Origin of the sequence: Psychrobacter sp. NC44 (genome assembly GCF_904846655.1) — a bacterium.
Taxonomy (GTDB): domain Bacteria; phylum Pseudomonadota; class Gammaproteobacteria; order Pseudomonadales; family Moraxellaceae; genus Psychrobacter.
Genome location: NZ_CAJHBN010000001.1, coordinates 74,213 through 90,204, shown reverse-complemented (window position 1 = coordinate 90,204; position 15,992 = coordinate 74,213). Strand labels below are relative to the sequence as shown.

Below are 15,992 nucleotides of genomic sequence, written 5' to 3'. Positions count from 1 at the left end.
ATAAGCGCCAATACGAAAATATTCAATACCAATCATGTCCGAGATTAACATGTCCGAGATTAACAGCAGCAACGCTGAAACGCCCACAACCTATACATTAGCCATTGCAATTGAGTTCTTGGGCACGCGCTATCATGGCTGGCAGCGACAACGAGAAGTATTAGGCGTACAAGAAGCGTTAGAAACCGCTATCGGTAAAGTCGCAAATGAGGCGGTAGAAGTCGTCGCGGCTGGTCGTACCGATGCAAGCGTCCATGCCAGTAATATGATTGCCCACTTTACGACACGTGCCTATCGTCCTACTCATAACTGGCTGCGCGGAGTAAACAGTCTATTGCCTGATGATATCGCCCTGCGCTGGATTCAACCAATGCCTGACGACTTTCATGCGCGTTTTGGTGCCATTGCCCGTCGCTATCGCTACATCACGCTGAATCAAGCACAGCGCCCTGCTATTTTGAATCACCAAGTCACTCACATCTATGAACCGCTCGATTTAGCAGCGATGCAACTGGCGGCGGCTGAGATCGTCGGTACTCACGATTTTAGTAGCTACCGCGCCGCTGCTTGCCAGTCTAATCAACCGGTACGCTCAGTCAGTCACGCAAGACTCTTTGCCCATGGTCAGTTTATCGTTTTTGATATTCAAGCAGATGGATTTTTGCATCATATGGTTCGTAACTTAATGGGCACCTTGTATGCCATCGGTCGCCACGAGTTGCAGCCGGAAGCCTTTTTAGATATTTTAGCCAAAAAAGATCGTACTATCGCACCGCCTACTGCCTCTGGTGATGGTCTATATTTTATCAATGCTTACTATCCTGAGCATTTTCAACAACGACTGCCAAATGCTCCTTTAACCCCCATTTGGCTAAATTTACCTGACTAAATAAATAGGAGTTGGCATACATAACGATTACAGGCTGTCAAGTAAAAACCTAGTGCTGTATTGCTTTAATCCGCTAACTTACGTATAATATGGGCTTATTTTTAATTGATTGATACCAACTATGGCAAAAGACGATATTATTGAATTTGAAGGCGAAGTCATTGACACCCTTCCGAATACCCTGTTTAGAGTTCGTTTAGAAAACGGACACGAAATCATTGCTCACATCTCAGGTAAGATGCGTAAGCATTATATCCGTATCTTGACAGGTGATAAAGTTAAGGTCGAAATGACACCTTATGACCTATCAAAAGGTCGTATTACTTATCGTGGCAAAAACTAATTTCTTATAAACTAAAATGGTTATAAAAGCATTTATATAAATACAGCTGGTTGCTAAATGGCTTCTTTTCGCTGATAGCTGATATAGACGCTTGGGTGGTTTAACTGATAATAATAATGAAAATGCTAACCTGCTCATTATTGCCTATCAATATTTTAGTGATTCAGTCTTAGTTATTTGTTTTTATCATAAAAAATACCGCTAAATTTCAGCGGTATTTTTTTGTCTAAATTTTATGAGTTGACTTACTTTCAAATTTTTAAATCATGATTAATAAGTAGCATGATTAAGAAATAGTGAGGCATTATTTAAACTCGACAGTCGCACCGTTTTGGATCACCCCTAGCAAAGCAAGTGCATCCCAATTTGTCAGGCGTATACAACCCGCTGAAGCTTGACGGCTGATACGATCAGGATCTGGTGAGCCATGAATACCATAAGAAGGCTTACTAAGCCCGATCCATACCGAGCCCACTGGATTATTAGGGCCAGGTGGAAGAATAGACTTGCTACCGTCTTTAGCAGTATAAGTATAATTAGGCTCATGTACCTTCACCTCTACCGTATGCGTCCCTGTTGGTGACGGTGTTGCCGTACTACCTACTGTGGTCGGATAGCTGGCAACTAAGTTGTCTTTATCATCATAGGCATATAGCGTTTCAGTGGCTTTATCAGCAACGACTCGACTGACAGGCTTGGTATTTGGATTGCCAGGATTATAAACTGTGATGGTTTCACCCGCCGTAAAGCTAGCCTTAGGGTTTAACGCTTTGAGATAGCTTTCACTAATATGGAATTTTTCTGCTAGCCCTTCCGTGATGCTCTCGTAATACAATCCCTCAAGTTTGGATTTGGCTTCAGCACCAGCTGGTATTTCTGTCATTTTAATATTAACATCCGCATCAGTTATCTGATAGCTGACCAACACTGGCTGCACCGTGAGTTTTTCATTCTTTGTCAGCGCTTGCCATGTTTCGTTGTTTAGCGTGTCAGTGACTGCCAAACCATTTGCTTGTTGAAACGCTTGCATGGCCTTGCGAGTATTTTTGCCCCAATAACCATCAACAGGGCCTACACCATTGTGATGCCAATTTAATAAGGCTTGCAATTTAGTACCGATGACACGGTCGATACTCATCCCCTCTTTCCAAGTGGCCTTATTCACCTTTTGCGCAGCAACTGATAAATTGTCTGTCGTATACTTAATAGTAGGTAAAAATTTGTTCGAAGCATTTGCGGTTTTGCTATCACGTGCTAGCTTTTGGCTAACGCCATTGGTCACAGGGCTGACCTCTTCAGCAGCATTCGCCTTATTAGCATTATTTTTGCTAATACTGGCTTCATCGTTATTGGTCGGTGCTTGGTTGTCAGAGTTATTGGTCGTTGCTTGATTGTTAGCATTTACACTATCCAGTGGTGCTGCAACGCTTTGCCCCATGAAAACTGCCGTAGAAAAACCAATCATCGCTACTGCCGTGCTGATTTTTTTTAATTGATACACCTCATGCTCCTAATTTTTTATAAAAATAATAAGTTTTATTTTGTTATGTTGTCATCAAGGCTTGTTATTTTGAGTTTTAACGCCTTACTACCCAACTTTACTCAAACACTTTTTCATCAGCTCTCTTCTAACGTGAAAGTCTGATAACGTGAAAGTCTAAGATTCTAGTGGTTTGTAAGCTGTTAATAGTGCCATATTACCTTGTGAGCATATAACAGCTTTATGTTAATAAAGCCCTTGTCCTGCGGTGTCTCTGTTAAAACAAGTACTTTTTTACAACTATCTGGTTTAGTGTGTTACCGCTAGAAAGCGATCAATAATGAACATAAAAAAAACCCATAATTTGCTGAGCAAACTATGGGTTTAGAACGACGATAAATGATAAAGGTTAGAATTTTTCCCTATCGAAATAAAACAGGGGAAAATTTAATCTATATCACTATAGTGGGACTAGAGTAATTTAGCCAATACTGCTTGACCCATCTCTTGGCACCCTACTTGCTTCAATCCAGCTTCACTACTGTCCAAGATATCCAGCGTACGCAAACCGTCATCAAGCACATCACTCACTGCTTGCTCAATCGCTTGTGCCGCTGCTTCTTGCTTAAAGGTATAACGCAGCATCATCGCAACCGATAAAATAGTCGCCAATGGGTTGGCTTTGTCCTGCCCAGCAATATCAGGTGCTGAACCATGACACGGCTCATACATGCCTTTGCCTGCTTCATCAAGACTGGCTGATGGCAACATACCGATAGATCCAGTGAGCATAGCAGCTTCATCAGACAAGATATCACCGAACATATTGCCTGTCACCATGACATCAAACTGCTTAGGATTCTTGATCAATTGCATACAAGCATTGTCAGCATACATGTGCGATAACGCCACGTCGCTATAATCTGCTTGCTGCATTTGGGTCATCGTTTGCTTCCACAGCTCGGTGACTTCTAATACGTTTGCTTTGTCCACTGAGCAGACTTTCGCTGCTGTGCCTGCTGCTTGCGCACGCGTTTTTGCCAATTCAAAAGCAACTTTGCCGATACGCTGAATCTCGCTTGTGCTATAGACCATGGTGTTGTAGCCTTGCTGTTCACCATTCTCTAGTGTGCGGATTCCACGTGGCTCACCAAAATAGATACCACCCGTTAACTCACGAACGATAAGCAAATCCAAGCCTGAAATAATTTCAGGTTTGATACTAGACGCATTGACCAACTGCGGGTAAAGCTTTGCCACACGTAGATTAGCGAACAAACCAAGCTCACCACGTATTTTAAGTAAACCACGTTCAGGGCGCTTGCTGCGTTCAATACCATCCCATTTAGGACCACCGACCGCTCCTAACAATACCGCATCTGCTGCACGGGCACGGTCTAGCGTCTCATCTGGCAAGGGCTCGCCCGTTGCGTCAATGGCCACACCGCCAATCAATCCAGATTCAAGTGTCAAATCTAACGCAAATTTCTTATTGACCGCATTCAGTACGTCAATAGCTTGAGTCATGATTTCGGGACCGATACCATCGCCCGCTAATGTTAAAATCGTTGCCATGCTAATCCTTGTGGGTAGGTAGTTTTTTATTTATGTTAGGGCATGCCCTCATTTTAAAAATGGTGATAAAAATGAGATAAATTACCGTCAAACAAGGAAAGTAGCGCAAATAATATCGAGATATTGATAAGCTATTTAACGATGTTTGGCAAAATTTAGCCATTTTCAACTCATTTAGAGGATAATCAATTGAATTGAGGACTCGCCCTAATACTACAAATTTACGATATTTTCCTAAAAACGATTTTTAGTGCCTTCAATAGCACAAAAAACCGTGGTCTAGTTGCTATTTTCGAAAATCAAATAGGCTTTAAGCTTTGGCTTTTACTTTCGATGATGCAGGCAATGCTTTCACGATACGAGTTTCTACAAACTCTCCTTGGTGCTCAGCAGACAGCTCTTTACAAAAGCGGCGCTGTACAGTGTTGCCTTGATACAGATCAACACATAGCGGCTGTGGTGAAGCGGTGTCTAATAAACTGCCAGAATTATCGTTAGACTTTTTCTGATAAGCCCGTAATTGATAAGTATCAGCGTCAATAAAATCGTGAATTAAAGTAAAACGCTCAACATAGCCCAGATTGTTTTCTGGATAGAAATTCACCTGTACTTCGCGTTTTGCAGGTTTTACTCGCGCATAATAATTGGTTAGACCCGGCATGCCTGAAGCAGACAATGGTACAATTTTAATCTCATTTTTATGAGCGAGTGGTGTCATATCTAAGTTTGCGTGCATTGATGTTTGTGCATGCTTATTGCTGGTATGACTGCTGGTATGACTTCTGCCATTTGCACTCATATCTTTCATCGCGACCAGCATGGCAGGATTGATAGGCTCATGCGTATCAGCCCCTATCACTCGTGTCTTATCTATCCGTGCAATTTCACAATGATAGGTTCCTATACAGGCAATATTGACTTCACCCGCAATCGGTTGAATCTTACCTGCCCATGCTTTAGCGTTTTCTGCCTCATCTATTTTCTGATACCCAGTCAATAGCTGACAGCCTGACAACAATAAGCTTGCGGCAACAACCGTACTTGTCCATAAAGCATAACGTTTTTTATTCATAATGGCGGCTACTATTTATGAGAGAAATAATAAAATATCGTAAAAAAACTACCCTTCATTTTAGCCAGTTCACCGCCATAACTCAACGCTACATTATTACTGTTCAGCAGTTTTATAAGTAATGGCTTGCAGATTCATGATTTATGCTCGTACATCATTAAATATCCATGGTGTTTTTTGCATCATCTTATGCTCATAATCTTTAATGGCATCGCTTTGCTGCAAGGTTAAACCAATATCATCAAGGCCATTTAACAAGCAATGTTTACGAAAAGCATCTACGTCAAATGCATATTCTTCACCTGTCGAAGTGACGACGACTTGGCGTTCAAGATCTGCAGTTAGCTCATAGCCTTCATTGGCAAGCGTTGCTTTCATCAAGGTATCAACAATGGCTTCATCCAAGACGATTGGCAGCATGCCATTTTTAAAGCAGTTGTTATAAAAAATATCTGCAAAGCTTGGCGCGATCACCGTACGAAAACCATATTCAGACAACGCCCAAGGCGCATGCTCACGACTAGAACCACAACCAAAGTTGCGGCGTGCCAGCAAAATAGTCGCGCCTTGATAACGCGGCTTATTTAGCACAAAATCTGGATTGATAACGCGGGTGCTATTGTCTTGACCCGGATAGCCTTCGTCGAGATAACGCCAATCATCAAACAAATTGACGCCAAAGCCCGTGCGTTTAATGGATTTTAAAAACTGCTTGGCAATAATTTGATCGGTATCGACGTTTGCGCGATCTAATGGGCAAACGATACCCGTTTGAGTGTTATAAGCTTGCATGGTTTTTCCTTAAAATATCGATTACTAACGTAAATTTTTTTGACGGTCTAATGAATCTCAAAAGAGCGTGCCATTTGTTTAACAATACTTGTCATTTTAGTTTTTTCACTTTCAGGATAATTCAGATGTAATACTGCTTCCTGACCATCCTTAACTTTAATAACATGATAAAAAACTTGACCGTCTTTTCTATAGCCGCTTGCTGTATAGGTTTTATCTTTTAACAGCTCGTAAGTAACTGTCATGCCTGTTTTATATCGATGCTGCTTCTCTTTTATATAATCACTATCTGTATAAAAGAAAACAGTTGGTGTATTACTCCCAAAGACCAAAATAGTGGCATTAGAATTGGGTAGCTTAAAATGACGACCATCACCATTATCTGCCTCAGGCAACCATATCAATTGATTTGGCACATCGACACAATAGGCAAATCTTCCATTACAGTAATCACGAGCCATCGCTAGCTGAGAGCTACCCAATAAGCAAAATAAAACAAACAGCATTTTCATTTTTATGCTCTATAGAAATGCAAAGTTAAAACGTTCTTACATCGACAAAGTGACCTGCCAATGCGGCGGCGGCGGCCATCGCTGGACTGACCAAATGGGTACGACCACCATTGCCCTGACGGCCTTCAAAGTTACGGTTAGACGTTGAAGCGCAATGCTCTTGTGGCTCAAGCTTATCCGCATTCATGGCAAGACACATCGAACAACCCGGCTCACGCCACTCAAATCCAGCCTCAGTAAACAAGGCATCCAAGCCTTCTGCTTCAGCCTGCAACTTCACTTGCCCAGAACCTGCCACAACGATGGCTTCTTTGATATTGTCAGCGACTTTACGACCTTTAATGACTGCGGCGGCATCACGCAAATCTTCAATACGCGAATTGGTACATGAACCAATAAAAATACGATCAAGCTGGATATCGGTAATCTTTTGCCCAGCGTCTAAACCCATATAGGTATAAGCACGTAACCAGCCTTCTTCTTGTGCTTCATCAGTGGCTTGATCAGGTGTTGGTACCGATTGAGTGATATCGACAACCATTTCAGGAGAGGTGCCCCAAGAGACTTGTGGTGCTATTTGGCTACCATCCAACTCAACAACAGTATCAAATACCGCGTCATCATCTGAATATAAGGTACGCCAGTAAGATTCCGCTTGCGCCCATTGCTCAGAGGTTGGCGCATAAGGACGACCTTTGACGTACTCGATGGTCGTGTCATCGACTGCAACCATACCCACGCGAGCACCTGCTTCGATCGCCATGTTACAAACGGTCATGCGACCTTCCATACTCATCTCTTCAAATACTTGCCCAGCAAATTCGATAGCATGCCCTGTCCCGCCAGCCGTGCCAATTTTGGCAATGATAGCAAGTACCACGTCTTTTGATGTCACGCCAGCACCAAGCTTACCAGTGACGCGAATTTGCATGTTTTTTGATTTTTTCTGAATCAAGCACTGCGTTGCCAATACATGCTCAACCTCTGATGTGCCGATACCGTGCGCTAAGCAGCCAAGCGCGCCATGAGTAGCAGTATGCGAATCACCACAAACAACCGTCATACCCGGTAACACCAAACCTTGCTCAGGGCCAACGACGTGTAAAATGCCTTGACGAGCATCATTAATCGTAAACTCAGCGATATCAAATTTGGCGCAATTTTCATCCAATGTCACTACCTGCAAGCGTGATACCTTGTCCTTGATACCAGGCACGCCTTCTAAACGCTCTTTAGTGACTGTGGGTACGTTATGGTCAGGACTGGCGATATTAGCCGACAGGCGCCACGGTGCTCTATTGGCTAACTCCAAGCCTTCAAATGCTTGCGGACTGGTCACTTCATGCAACAGATGGCGGTCGATATAAATCAGGCTCGAACCATCGTCACGCTTGGTGACTTCGTGAGCATTCCAAAGTTTGTCATATAACGTTTGACCTGCCATGTTGCTATCCTTTATTGGTTGCTAATTACTGGTTTTTTTACTTGCTTATAGTCATTCCACTATAAAATTATTACAGCGTTAACCTCGCTTGAAGTATTTAATATACATCTACACTCGGTTGCCTTGTACTACTTTTAAATTGACTCGACTATAGCCTATGGTAAAAATTTTATACGTCGCGATACTTTATCATCAGCGGCATCGTCAGCAGCGCTTGTATCAAAATCGATATTTTTATATTGGCGATTTTACATTGATGACCATTATCAGCACTTAAAACGTGCGATGAGCTGCAAATAGTCAATTTAATAGAATAAATATGTCACAATACGCCTTGATGTCTTGTGATTATAGCAGGCTAATCCTATAATAATAATTGATGATTTTTGCCCAGACGCAAACTTTTATTTCTAATACATTGTGATTGGGTCAGCCAACTTTTATTTATAGCTCGCAAAGTAGCTAAGGACATCCGTTTGAACACCACAAACTTGACGACATTCGTTACCGTTATGCACACTGGCAGCATCTCAGGTGCCGCAGAAAAACTGTTTATCACACAGCCTGCCGTCAGTAAACGCATCAAAAATTTGGAAGATGAATTCAACATTACTTTGTTTGATACGGTGGGACGCGGCATTGTACCGACCCAAGCAGCCAATGAAATGCTGCCGCACGCCAAGCGTTGGCTAGAAGATTATGAGAATTTTAAGATTAATCTGCAACACTCTCAGCATATCGTATCTGGCAAATTAGTGATCGGTACCAGTCATCATATTGGCTTGCACCATTTAGCGCCTGTACTTAAGCATTTTATCCAAGCTTATCCTGCCGTACAACTAGAAGTACATTTTGTTGATTCAGAAAAAGCGCACAAAGCCGTACTCGATGGCGATTTATCATTAGCATTTTTAACACTGCCGCCCGTTTATGATAAGCGCTTGACCTATCATACGCTATGGTCAGACCCTCTTTACTTTATGACAGGTACGCTATCGCCTTTAGCGACCAAATCTAATGTGACACTAGAGCAATTGGCGCGCTACCCTGCTATCTTGCCCTCTGCCAATACTTTTACCAGTCAAATTACCTTGGCTGAATTCGCCAAGCACAATCTGAAACCCTATGCCACGATGAGCACCAATCCTCTTGAGTCTATTCGCATGCTGGTTTCTGTTGGTCTGGGATGGTCTGTATTACCGCAAACCATGATTAGTCAAGATTTAGAACGTATCGATATGGCAGACAATATAGAGTTACAGCGCTATTTGGGTGTGGTTATCAATCCGAAATTGACGCAATCTAGCAGCGTTACAGCTTTGTTAGACTTGTTAGCACCTATTGAATAAGACTCTCGCTAAATGAGGATTAGAGCGTGCTATGGGATATAAAAAGCACGCTATTCGCATTTACGACCCTCATGCGTTATAATACGCTTGACGTTGTTTTTATAACAAAAATTTACTATAAGAACACTGATAGTCATATATTGAACACTTCGAGTAATATATGATGGTTAACAGTAGGTTTAATGGTTTTAAATGATTGGTTATATAGGTGGCCGATACTGATAAATGAGTCGCAAATGCGAGCAATCGATATGATGTAATATGACATTCTTATTGATCTCTAAGCACTGCGAATTCGTATTAGCCCTAGAACAGCATCAATCATATAAAACTAACAGCAGATATTGAATAAAAGCCATTATGTCCTACTTAATGGCTTTTTTCGTCTTTAGATATTGTTTGGGACATCGTCTTATAACACTTAATCTTTATAGTTAAAATAATTACCGCCAACCATGTTGGTTAAGGACAATTTATATGAACGGAGTTTCTAGTGGCGTGCTGGTATCACTTGGCGCCTATTTTTTAGTGATGATTGGTATTGGCATTTACGCTTACTTTAAGCAAGCCAATGATACTGAAGGCTATATGTTAGGAGGACGCAGTTTAGGTCCAGCAGTCACTGCACTATCGGCAGGTGCATCAGATATGTCAGGTTGGTTACTACTTGGCTTGCCCGGCTATATGTATGCTGACGGTGTCGTGAGTATATGGATCGCACTTGGTTTGACACTTGGTGCATTTTTAAACTACCTTATCGTGGCACCGCGCCTTCGCGTTTATACCGAAGTGGCTGACAATGCCATCACTCTACCCGATTATTTCGCCAACCGCTTTGAAGATAAGTCGCATATGCTGCGTGTTATCTCAGCCGTGGTTATCATTTTATTCTTCACGGTTTATACTGCTGCAAGCCTAGTAGGCGGTGGTAAACTCTTCGAAAGCTCGCTCAATCTTTCTTATAGCACTGGTCTATGGGTCACCGCTGGCGTTGTCGTTGCTTATACGTTATTCGGTGGTTTCTTAGCTGTTTCGATGACTGACTTTGTACAGGGTATCATCATGCTGTTTGCGATGGTCATTGTTCCTGTCGTCGCTTTCACTGATCTGGGTGGTATTTCAGCCACTACTCAAGCGGTTAGAAATATCGATCCAAGCTTGCTTAACATTACTAATGGTATGAGTATCCTTGGTATTGTGTCATTAATGGCATGGGGTTTAGGCTATTTTGGTCAGCCACACATCATTGTACGTTTTATGGCCATTCGCTCAGTCAAAGATGTCCCTACTGCCCGTAATATCGGTATGAGCTGGATGATTGTCAGCCTTATCGGGGCACTGATGACAGGTTTTGCTGGTCGTGCGTATGTGCAAAAGACAGCGATGACTTTAGATGATCCTGAAACCATCTTTTTAGTATTTACGCAGTTTTTATTCCATCCATTGGTTTCAGGCTTCTTATTAGCTGCAATTTTAGCTGCGATTATGAGTACCATCTCATCACAGCTATTGGTGGTATCAAGCTCATTGACTAAAGATGTCTATAAGTTGTTTTTTGATCAAGATGCACCTGAGGCGCGTCAAGTATTGGTCGGCCGCATTTCCGTAATCATTGTCGCCGTTGTTGCCATTTTACTGGCTTCTAATCCAGAAAGCTCAGTATTGAATTTGGTTTCTAACGCTTGGGCAGGGTTTGGTGCCGCATTTGGACCGTTGGTTATTTTCAGCCTAATCTGGCGCGGTATGAACCGTAACGGTGCAGTTGCTGGTATGGTCGTCGGTGCATTGACGGTTATCCTATGGATTTACGGTCCTTTCCAGATGAATGGCATGGCACTCAATAGCTGGTTATATGCTATCGTTCCGGGCTTTATCTTAAGTACAATCGCCATTTTTGCGGTAAGTATCATGACAGGCGGTCCAAAAGCCTCTGTTACTGCGAAATTTAAAGAAATGGAACTCAATTTAAATAAATAAGCTTATCGATATAATTATCACTATAAAAAAACCTCGCCATCATTGGCGAGGTTTTTTATTGATGACTATTAAATATAATACCTAGGACATTTGTACATAAGTAAGCTATGGTTATTTCTATTAGAGATCTCATACTTAACTAATAGCGCTATAACATTTCATAATTCAGGTGTTAACTTTTCACTCAATCATCACGCTTGTAGCCACTTATGCTATGTCATTAATCATCTAACTTGTTAGTGTAAGATATACTACTGAATAAATTTATAATTCACCTCAAATATCAAAGATAAATGGATAAGCAGAACTACCTCAGCGAGGCTAAAGAGTTAGAGATATGGCGGTTATGATATCCATTAGCGCTGGCACAATACCGAGCACCATAGAGTCATCAGGATATAAGATCATCTATAAGAAGACATACTATTAGCGCTGAGAGGTCAATGAGTCTTGGATTTAAGTGTGTTTCAAGAAGCGTATATTTCAGCTGAAATATACTTATGATCGTAATAACTCAATGATGTTGTGATTTATGTTTGAAGCAAATATCGTTTAATTGCGGGCAAGAAACCAATCACTGCCGTCTTAGACATCATCTAAAAAAACTGTCAAATAAATTTATTATTTTGCTAAAAACCTTTATGCACACTTTAAAGTCGTTGATTTAATGTTCTTTTATATCAACTTCTATTTCGAACACCGATAAAAAAGCGACCCATCATGGATCGCTTTTTTTTATGTATTGATACTGCTAAATATGCGTATTATTTAGTGTCTTGGTAAGACAACTTCACACCGAAGATATATCCATCATTGTCTTGGAAATCACCAACTATCTGCTTAGTCGGTAACTGACCTTTTGCATCACCAAACCATAAGTATTTGCCGCCCGCTGATACTGCCCAGTTTTCTGTCACGTTATACTTTGCACCCAAACCAGCGCTGTAATAGCCTTCGATAGGACCTAACGAAGTGACAGGGTTGCCAGCACCACTATCCCAACCAACGGTACCGCTAATTGCAAGTGCTGGCGCAACACGCTTGGCAAGACCAAGCTCTACTTGCCATTGATCATCATCATATTCTACGAGTGCTAATCCATCAGGACCATAGGTAGGGTTGTTTTTACTTACTTGATTATATAACGGCGGTACAATAGAAAAGTCGCTCCATGGTACCCAGCGTACTTTGGCAGTGGCTAAGGTTGTTGGGTTAATACCCGTTTGAAAATCAAAGTTTACTGACTGCGGTGTAGTGATTTCCATGGCCGTAGTTTGGCTGGCTTCTGCTGGGTTACCCGCTAATAAACCTGCTAACGGATACGTTTCAGCGATCTTCATACTATGATCAATCTCTGAACGATAGGTCAACGCCGCCTTTAAAGCAATTTCAGGTTTGCTATATGATGCACCTACTATATAACCATAGTCTTGATCTGGACTAATATGTGAGGTATAACCAGTGGCAGGTCCATATGCACTGCCACGCAATTTGACATCAGCTTGAATCCGCTGAGCAACGGGGCCGCCATAAACTTGGAACTCTTTATTAGCACCAAATTTGGCACCTAAAATAGCCGTGATACTTTCAGAACGTACTTCAACGTTCGTGCCTTCATTATTAGCAAGCTGACCAGCAGCATAACCATTTAACCCTTCTAAAGGAGCTAGCTGTGCTTCACCGGCTGCAACTTGTGCTTTACCGGCATCAATCTGTGGACGTAAAACTGGTTCAAGAGCCGGGTTTCCTGCAATGGCTGCTTCAGCTTGTCTAACTTGCTCTCTACCCGTCTCTAATTGTTGTTGAACCCCTGTAACGTATGTATCGAGACCTTCAGCGCTAGTAATTGTTTGCCCAGGAACTTTTCCGTTTAGTTGTGAGGCGATAAGCCCATCTATTGCTGCAGTTGGAGCACCTGTAAAGTTACTATCTCCAGTGTAAGCTGCTGCTGCACCAAATGGCTCATCATATAAAATACCGACACTAAACGTATCGTTGACATCCGCTTTTACGCCATAACGGAAGAAATCGTAATACTCAGCGATATCGCCAGTCTTATTGCCTTGAACATAACCTGCATCATCGGTAGCGACACGGCCATTATCATAACCACTAACATCAGCATCGATATAGGTGTAAACAGCTTCAGCATAGGTGCCATCTTGGAGGAAGGCTGTGACATCCTGACCTGAACGGTCAAGACCAGCAGCATTGGTTACGCTAGCTACAGAAAAAGCGGCAATTGCTACTGCAAGGGTTTTTAAATGAAAAGTATTGCGCATTGTGTATCTCCAAACGTCCTTGTTGTTTTACTACTTAAATAATCAATATTTAGCATTGCTGCGCATAACTTTATGATTATAAAAGTCGTGTCCTGAGATGAATACTAATGCCTTTTTGACACTAAAACAACAATTAAAGTGCTTTATTTCCCGAATATGACTGGACAGTACAAATAAGATACACGTACAAAACTAATATCTAGTTTTTCATTCTGATATTTTTTAAATTGCTCTCAGTATTTTTTAGAGATAGCAGGCAGATACTTATCTGTTATAATTTAATAATTCTAAAACACTCTAATCCTTTATTAAACTTAAACACGCTGGCATAAAAAAGCGACCCAATCAGGATCGCTTTTTATTATCTAGGCTATAGATTTATAATTTAGCAAATTACATTAGTTTGCTTGGTAAGAAAGCTTCATGCCGAGTGCAAAACCATCGTTGTCTTCAAAATCACTCACAATATTTTTGTTCGGTATTTGTCCTTCAGCATCACCGAACCATAAGTATTTACCACCAGCTGATACTGCCCAGTTTTCTGTCACATTATACTTGGCACCCAAACCAGCGCTGTAATAGCCTTCAATAGGACCTAGTGAGGTTACAGGATTACCAGCACCACTATCCCAACCAACAGTACCTGTCACTGCTAATGCTGGCGTCATGCGCTTAGCGAGACCTAGTTCAACTTGCCATTGATCTTCATCATAGCTTACTAGTGATAGGTTACTCGCTTCATTATAAAGAGGCGGAACAATAGCAAAATCACTCCATGGTACCCAACGGACTTTAGCAGTCGCAAGCATCGTCGGATTGATACCCGTTTGGAAATCAAAGTTTACAGATTCAGGTGTAGTAATATCAATTTTACCAGCTCTATTTGGATTTTTTTGTTGGAAAGCCAGTGCTGGGAAGCTTTCTGAAATAGGTAAAGTATGGTCAATTTCTGAACGATACGTCAGCGCAGCTTGTAAAGCAATTTCAGGCTTGCTGTAAGCAACACCGGCTAACCAACCATAATCTTGGTCAGCACTAATATGCGTAGTGTAACCGTCTGCTAAACCGTAAGCTTTGCCACGCAACTTTACATCTGCTTTTACACGTTGGGCTACTGGACCACCGTACACTTGAAACTCTTTATTCATACCAAGCTTTGCACCCAGGATACCAGTAATGCTCTCAGTACGTACTTCTACGTTAGTTTCTTCACCGTTTGGTTGTATGAGCCCACCAAAATTAGGATTCGGTTCATGAGATACAAAGTCATTTTTACCGCTATAATCCGCAGCCGCGCCAAATGGCTCGTCATATAAGATACCAATACTAAAGGTTTCATTGATATCTGCTTTTACACCATAACGGAAAAAGTCATAGTCTTCTGCGATGTCATCAATTTTGTTGCCTGATTCGTCTTCACCAGTCACATCAGCATCGATATACGTATAAACAGCTTCAGCATAAGTACCATCTTGTAAGAATGCAGTGATATCTTGACCTGAACGATCAAGACCAGCAGCACTAGCAACGCTAGCAATAGAAAGAGCAGCGACAGCTACTGTGAGAGTTTTCAAATGAAAATTTGCGCGCATTATGTATCTCCAAACGTCCGCATTGTTTTACTACTTTACTTAATTTTAATAAGCAAGCAGCATCCGAGGTGGAGGATAGTAATGATTTTCGAACATTAAAACAACTGCAAAAACACATTATTTCCTGATTATGACTGAACAGTATCCGTATTTCACAATGCGAATATAATAGTCATAAATTTTCAACCATTCAGTTTTTGCAGATATTAATTTTGCAGATATTAATAATGAGGGGGTCTTTCTGCCATTACATCAAAAGGTGCAATGCCGCCTTCAGGATCCTGACTTTCCACTTGTTTATAAATCAGCTGCAACTGTCGTTGTAATGTCTGAATATCTTTATCTTGCCGCGCAACTACCTCATCGAGTCGCTCTACTGTCATTTCTAGATGCGCCATACTCATCTGTAAATCAATGACTTGTTGCGTTTGTAGGTCCGTGTGCACAGATAAAGCCTCGTTCTGAGCTTTATCTTTAGGATTAAATTGATTCATATTTTTCTCTGAATTATCATAAACATAAGACTGGTAGGATTCATTAATAAAATGGCTCGATGACCGATAAAAAGTAGCAATTAGACGACGATGCTCTTTATAAAATAGCAGCCTTGAACAAAAGTCATAAATAGTGCGGATAAAATCATTTACGCTCACTACAGTCACGTGATGGCATGTTATACTGCTCG

13 protein-coding genes are annotated in these 15,992 nt (G+C 41.5%); 4 read left to right on the top strand and 9 right to left on the bottom strand.

Annotated elements, in window-relative coordinates; genetic code table 11:
* Window positions 1–49 precede the first annotated feature (49 nt).
* Together truA and infA are read left to right on the top strand one after the other, a co-directional pair.
* Window positions 50–889, top strand: a complete 840-nt coding sequence (gene truA / locus JMX95_RS00350; protein WP_198329719.1) for a tRNA pseudouridine(38-40) synthase TruA — start codon at window positions 50–52, stop codon at window positions 887–889.
* Window positions 890–1,010: 121 nt separating this feature from the next.
* Complete coding sequence (gene infA, locus JMX95_RS00345) at window positions 1,011–1,232, top strand: translation initiation factor IF-1 (protein ID WP_045446828.1); 222 nt, start codon at window positions 1,011–1,013, stop codon at window positions 1,230–1,232.
* Window positions 1,233–1,536: 304 nt separating this feature from the next.
* Here the strand turns inward: infA and JMX95_RS00340 are convergent, their stop codons facing one another.
* The 6 genes from JMX95_RS00340 to leuC all read right to left on the bottom strand — a co-directional run bounded on the left by JMX95_RS00340 (window position 1,537) and on the right by leuC (window position 8,107).
* Window positions 1,537–2,733 (bottom strand): L,D-transpeptidase family protein, encoded by a 1,197-nt coding sequence (locus JMX95_RS00340; RefSeq protein WP_198329720.1) that lies wholly within the window; start codon window positions 2,731–2,733, stop codon window positions 1,537–1,539.
* Between the two features lie 450 nt (window positions 2,734–3,183).
* Complete coding sequence (gene leuB, locus JMX95_RS00335) at window positions 3,184–4,287, bottom strand: 3-isopropylmalate dehydrogenase (protein ID WP_055124339.1); 1,104 nt, start codon at window positions 4,285–4,287, stop codon at window positions 3,184–3,186.
* A 310-nt stretch (window positions 4,288–4,597) separates the two neighbouring features.
* On the bottom strand, window positions 4,598–5,359 hold the full coding sequence (locus tag JMX95_RS00330) for a hypothetical protein (protein ID WP_198329721.1): 762 nt from the start codon (window positions 5,357–5,359) through the stop codon (window positions 4,598–4,600).
* A 141-nt stretch (window positions 5,360–5,500) separates the two neighbouring features.
* Window positions 5,501–6,151, bottom strand: coding sequence for a 3-isopropylmalate dehydratase small subunit (gene leuD, locus JMX95_RS00325; RefSeq protein WP_201559759.1), 651 nt, complete (start codon window positions 6,149–6,151; stop codon window positions 5,501–5,503).
* 47 nt (window positions 6,152–6,198) lie between these two features.
* Window positions 6,199–6,663 (bottom strand): hypothetical protein, encoded by a 465-nt coding sequence (locus JMX95_RS00320; protein ID WP_201559758.1) that lies wholly within the window; start codon window positions 6,661–6,663, stop codon window positions 6,199–6,201.
* 25 nt (window positions 6,664–6,688) lie between these two features.
* Window positions 6,689–8,107 carry a 3-isopropylmalate dehydratase large subunit gene (gene leuC, locus JMX95_RS00315; RefSeq protein ID WP_201559757.1) on the bottom strand — a complete coding sequence of 473 codons (1,419 nt, stop codon included), beginning with the start codon at window positions 8,105–8,107 and terminating at the stop codon, window positions 6,689–6,691.
* Between the two features lie 476 nt (window positions 8,108–8,583).
* Here leuC and JMX95_RS00310 point away from each other — a divergent pair, with 476 nt between their 5' ends.
* Together JMX95_RS00310 and putP are read left to right on the top strand one after the other, a co-directional pair.
* Window positions 8,584–9,456 carry a LysR family transcriptional regulator gene (locus JMX95_RS00310; RefSeq protein ID WP_045446822.1) on the top strand — a complete coding sequence of 291 codons (873 nt, stop codon included), beginning with the start codon at window positions 8,584–8,586 and terminating at the stop codon, window positions 9,454–9,456.
* Between the two features lie 477 nt (window positions 9,457–9,933).
* On the top strand, window positions 9,934–11,433 hold the full coding sequence (putP, locus tag JMX95_RS00305) for a sodium/proline symporter PutP (RefSeq protein ID WP_045446819.1): 1,500 nt from the start codon (window positions 9,934–9,936) through the stop codon (window positions 11,431–11,433).
* A gap of 764 nt (window positions 11,434–12,197) precedes the next feature.
* Here the strand turns inward: putP and JMX95_RS00300 are convergent.
* The 3 genes from JMX95_RS00300 to JMX95_RS00290 form a co-directional block, all read right to left on the bottom strand.
* Complete coding sequence (locus JMX95_RS00300; protein ID WP_201559756.1) at window positions 12,198–13,715, bottom strand: outer membrane protein transport protein; 1,518 nt, start codon at window positions 13,713–13,715, stop codon at window positions 12,198–12,200.
* A gap of 398 nt (window positions 13,716–14,113) precedes the next feature.
* On the bottom strand, window positions 14,114–15,307 hold the full coding sequence (locus JMX95_RS00295) for an OmpP1/FadL family transporter (RefSeq protein WP_198329723.1): 1,194 nt from the start codon (window positions 15,305–15,307) through the stop codon (window positions 14,114–14,116).
* Window positions 15,308–15,528: 221 nt separating this feature from the next.
* Entirely contained in the window at window positions 15,529–15,753 is a 225-nt protein-coding gene (locus JMX95_RS00290) for a SlyX family protein (RefSeq protein WP_413786803.1), read from the bottom strand.
* Between the last annotated feature and the right edge of the window lie 239 nt (window positions 15,754–15,992).

What these genes read in the sequence shown, in the direction of transcription:
- truA (WP_198329719.1), top strand. Translation starts at nt 50, where the DNA reads ATGTCCGAGATTAACAGCAGCAACGCTGAAACGCCCACAACCTATACA.
- infA (WP_045446828.1), top strand. Translation starts at nt 1,011, where the DNA reads ATGGCAAAAGACGATATTATTGAATTTGAAGGCGAAGTCATTGACACC.
- leuB (WP_055124339.1), bottom strand. Translation starts at nt 4,287, where the DNA reads ATGGCAACGATTTTAACATTAGCGGGCGATGGTATCGGTCCCGAAATC.
- JMX95_RS00330 (WP_198329721.1), bottom strand. Translation starts at nt 5,359, where the DNA reads ATGAATAAAAAACGTTATGCTTTATGGACAAGTACGGTTGTTGCCGCA.
- leuD (WP_201559759.1), bottom strand. Translation starts at nt 6,151, where the DNA reads ATGCAAGCTTATAACACTCAAACGGGTATCGTTTGCCCATTAGATCGC.
- JMX95_RS00320 (WP_201559758.1), bottom strand. Translation starts at nt 6,663, where the DNA reads ATGAAAATGCTGTTTGTTTTATTTTGCTTATTGGGTAGCTCTCAGCTA.
- leuC (WP_201559757.1), bottom strand. Translation starts at nt 8,107, where the DNA reads ATGGCAGGTCAAACGTTATATGACAAACTTTGGAATGCTCACGAAGTC.
- putP (WP_045446819.1), top strand. Translation starts at nt 9,934, where the DNA reads ATGAACGGAGTTTCTAGTGGCGTGCTGGTATCACTTGGCGCCTATTTT.
- JMX95_RS00300 (WP_201559756.1), bottom strand. Translation starts at nt 13,715, where the DNA reads ATGCGCAATACTTTTCATTTAAAAACCCTTGCAGTAGCAATTGCCGCT.
- JMX95_RS00295 (WP_198329723.1), bottom strand. Translation starts at nt 15,307, where the DNA reads ATGCGCGCAAATTTTCATTTGAAAACTCTCACAGTAGCTGTCGCTGCT.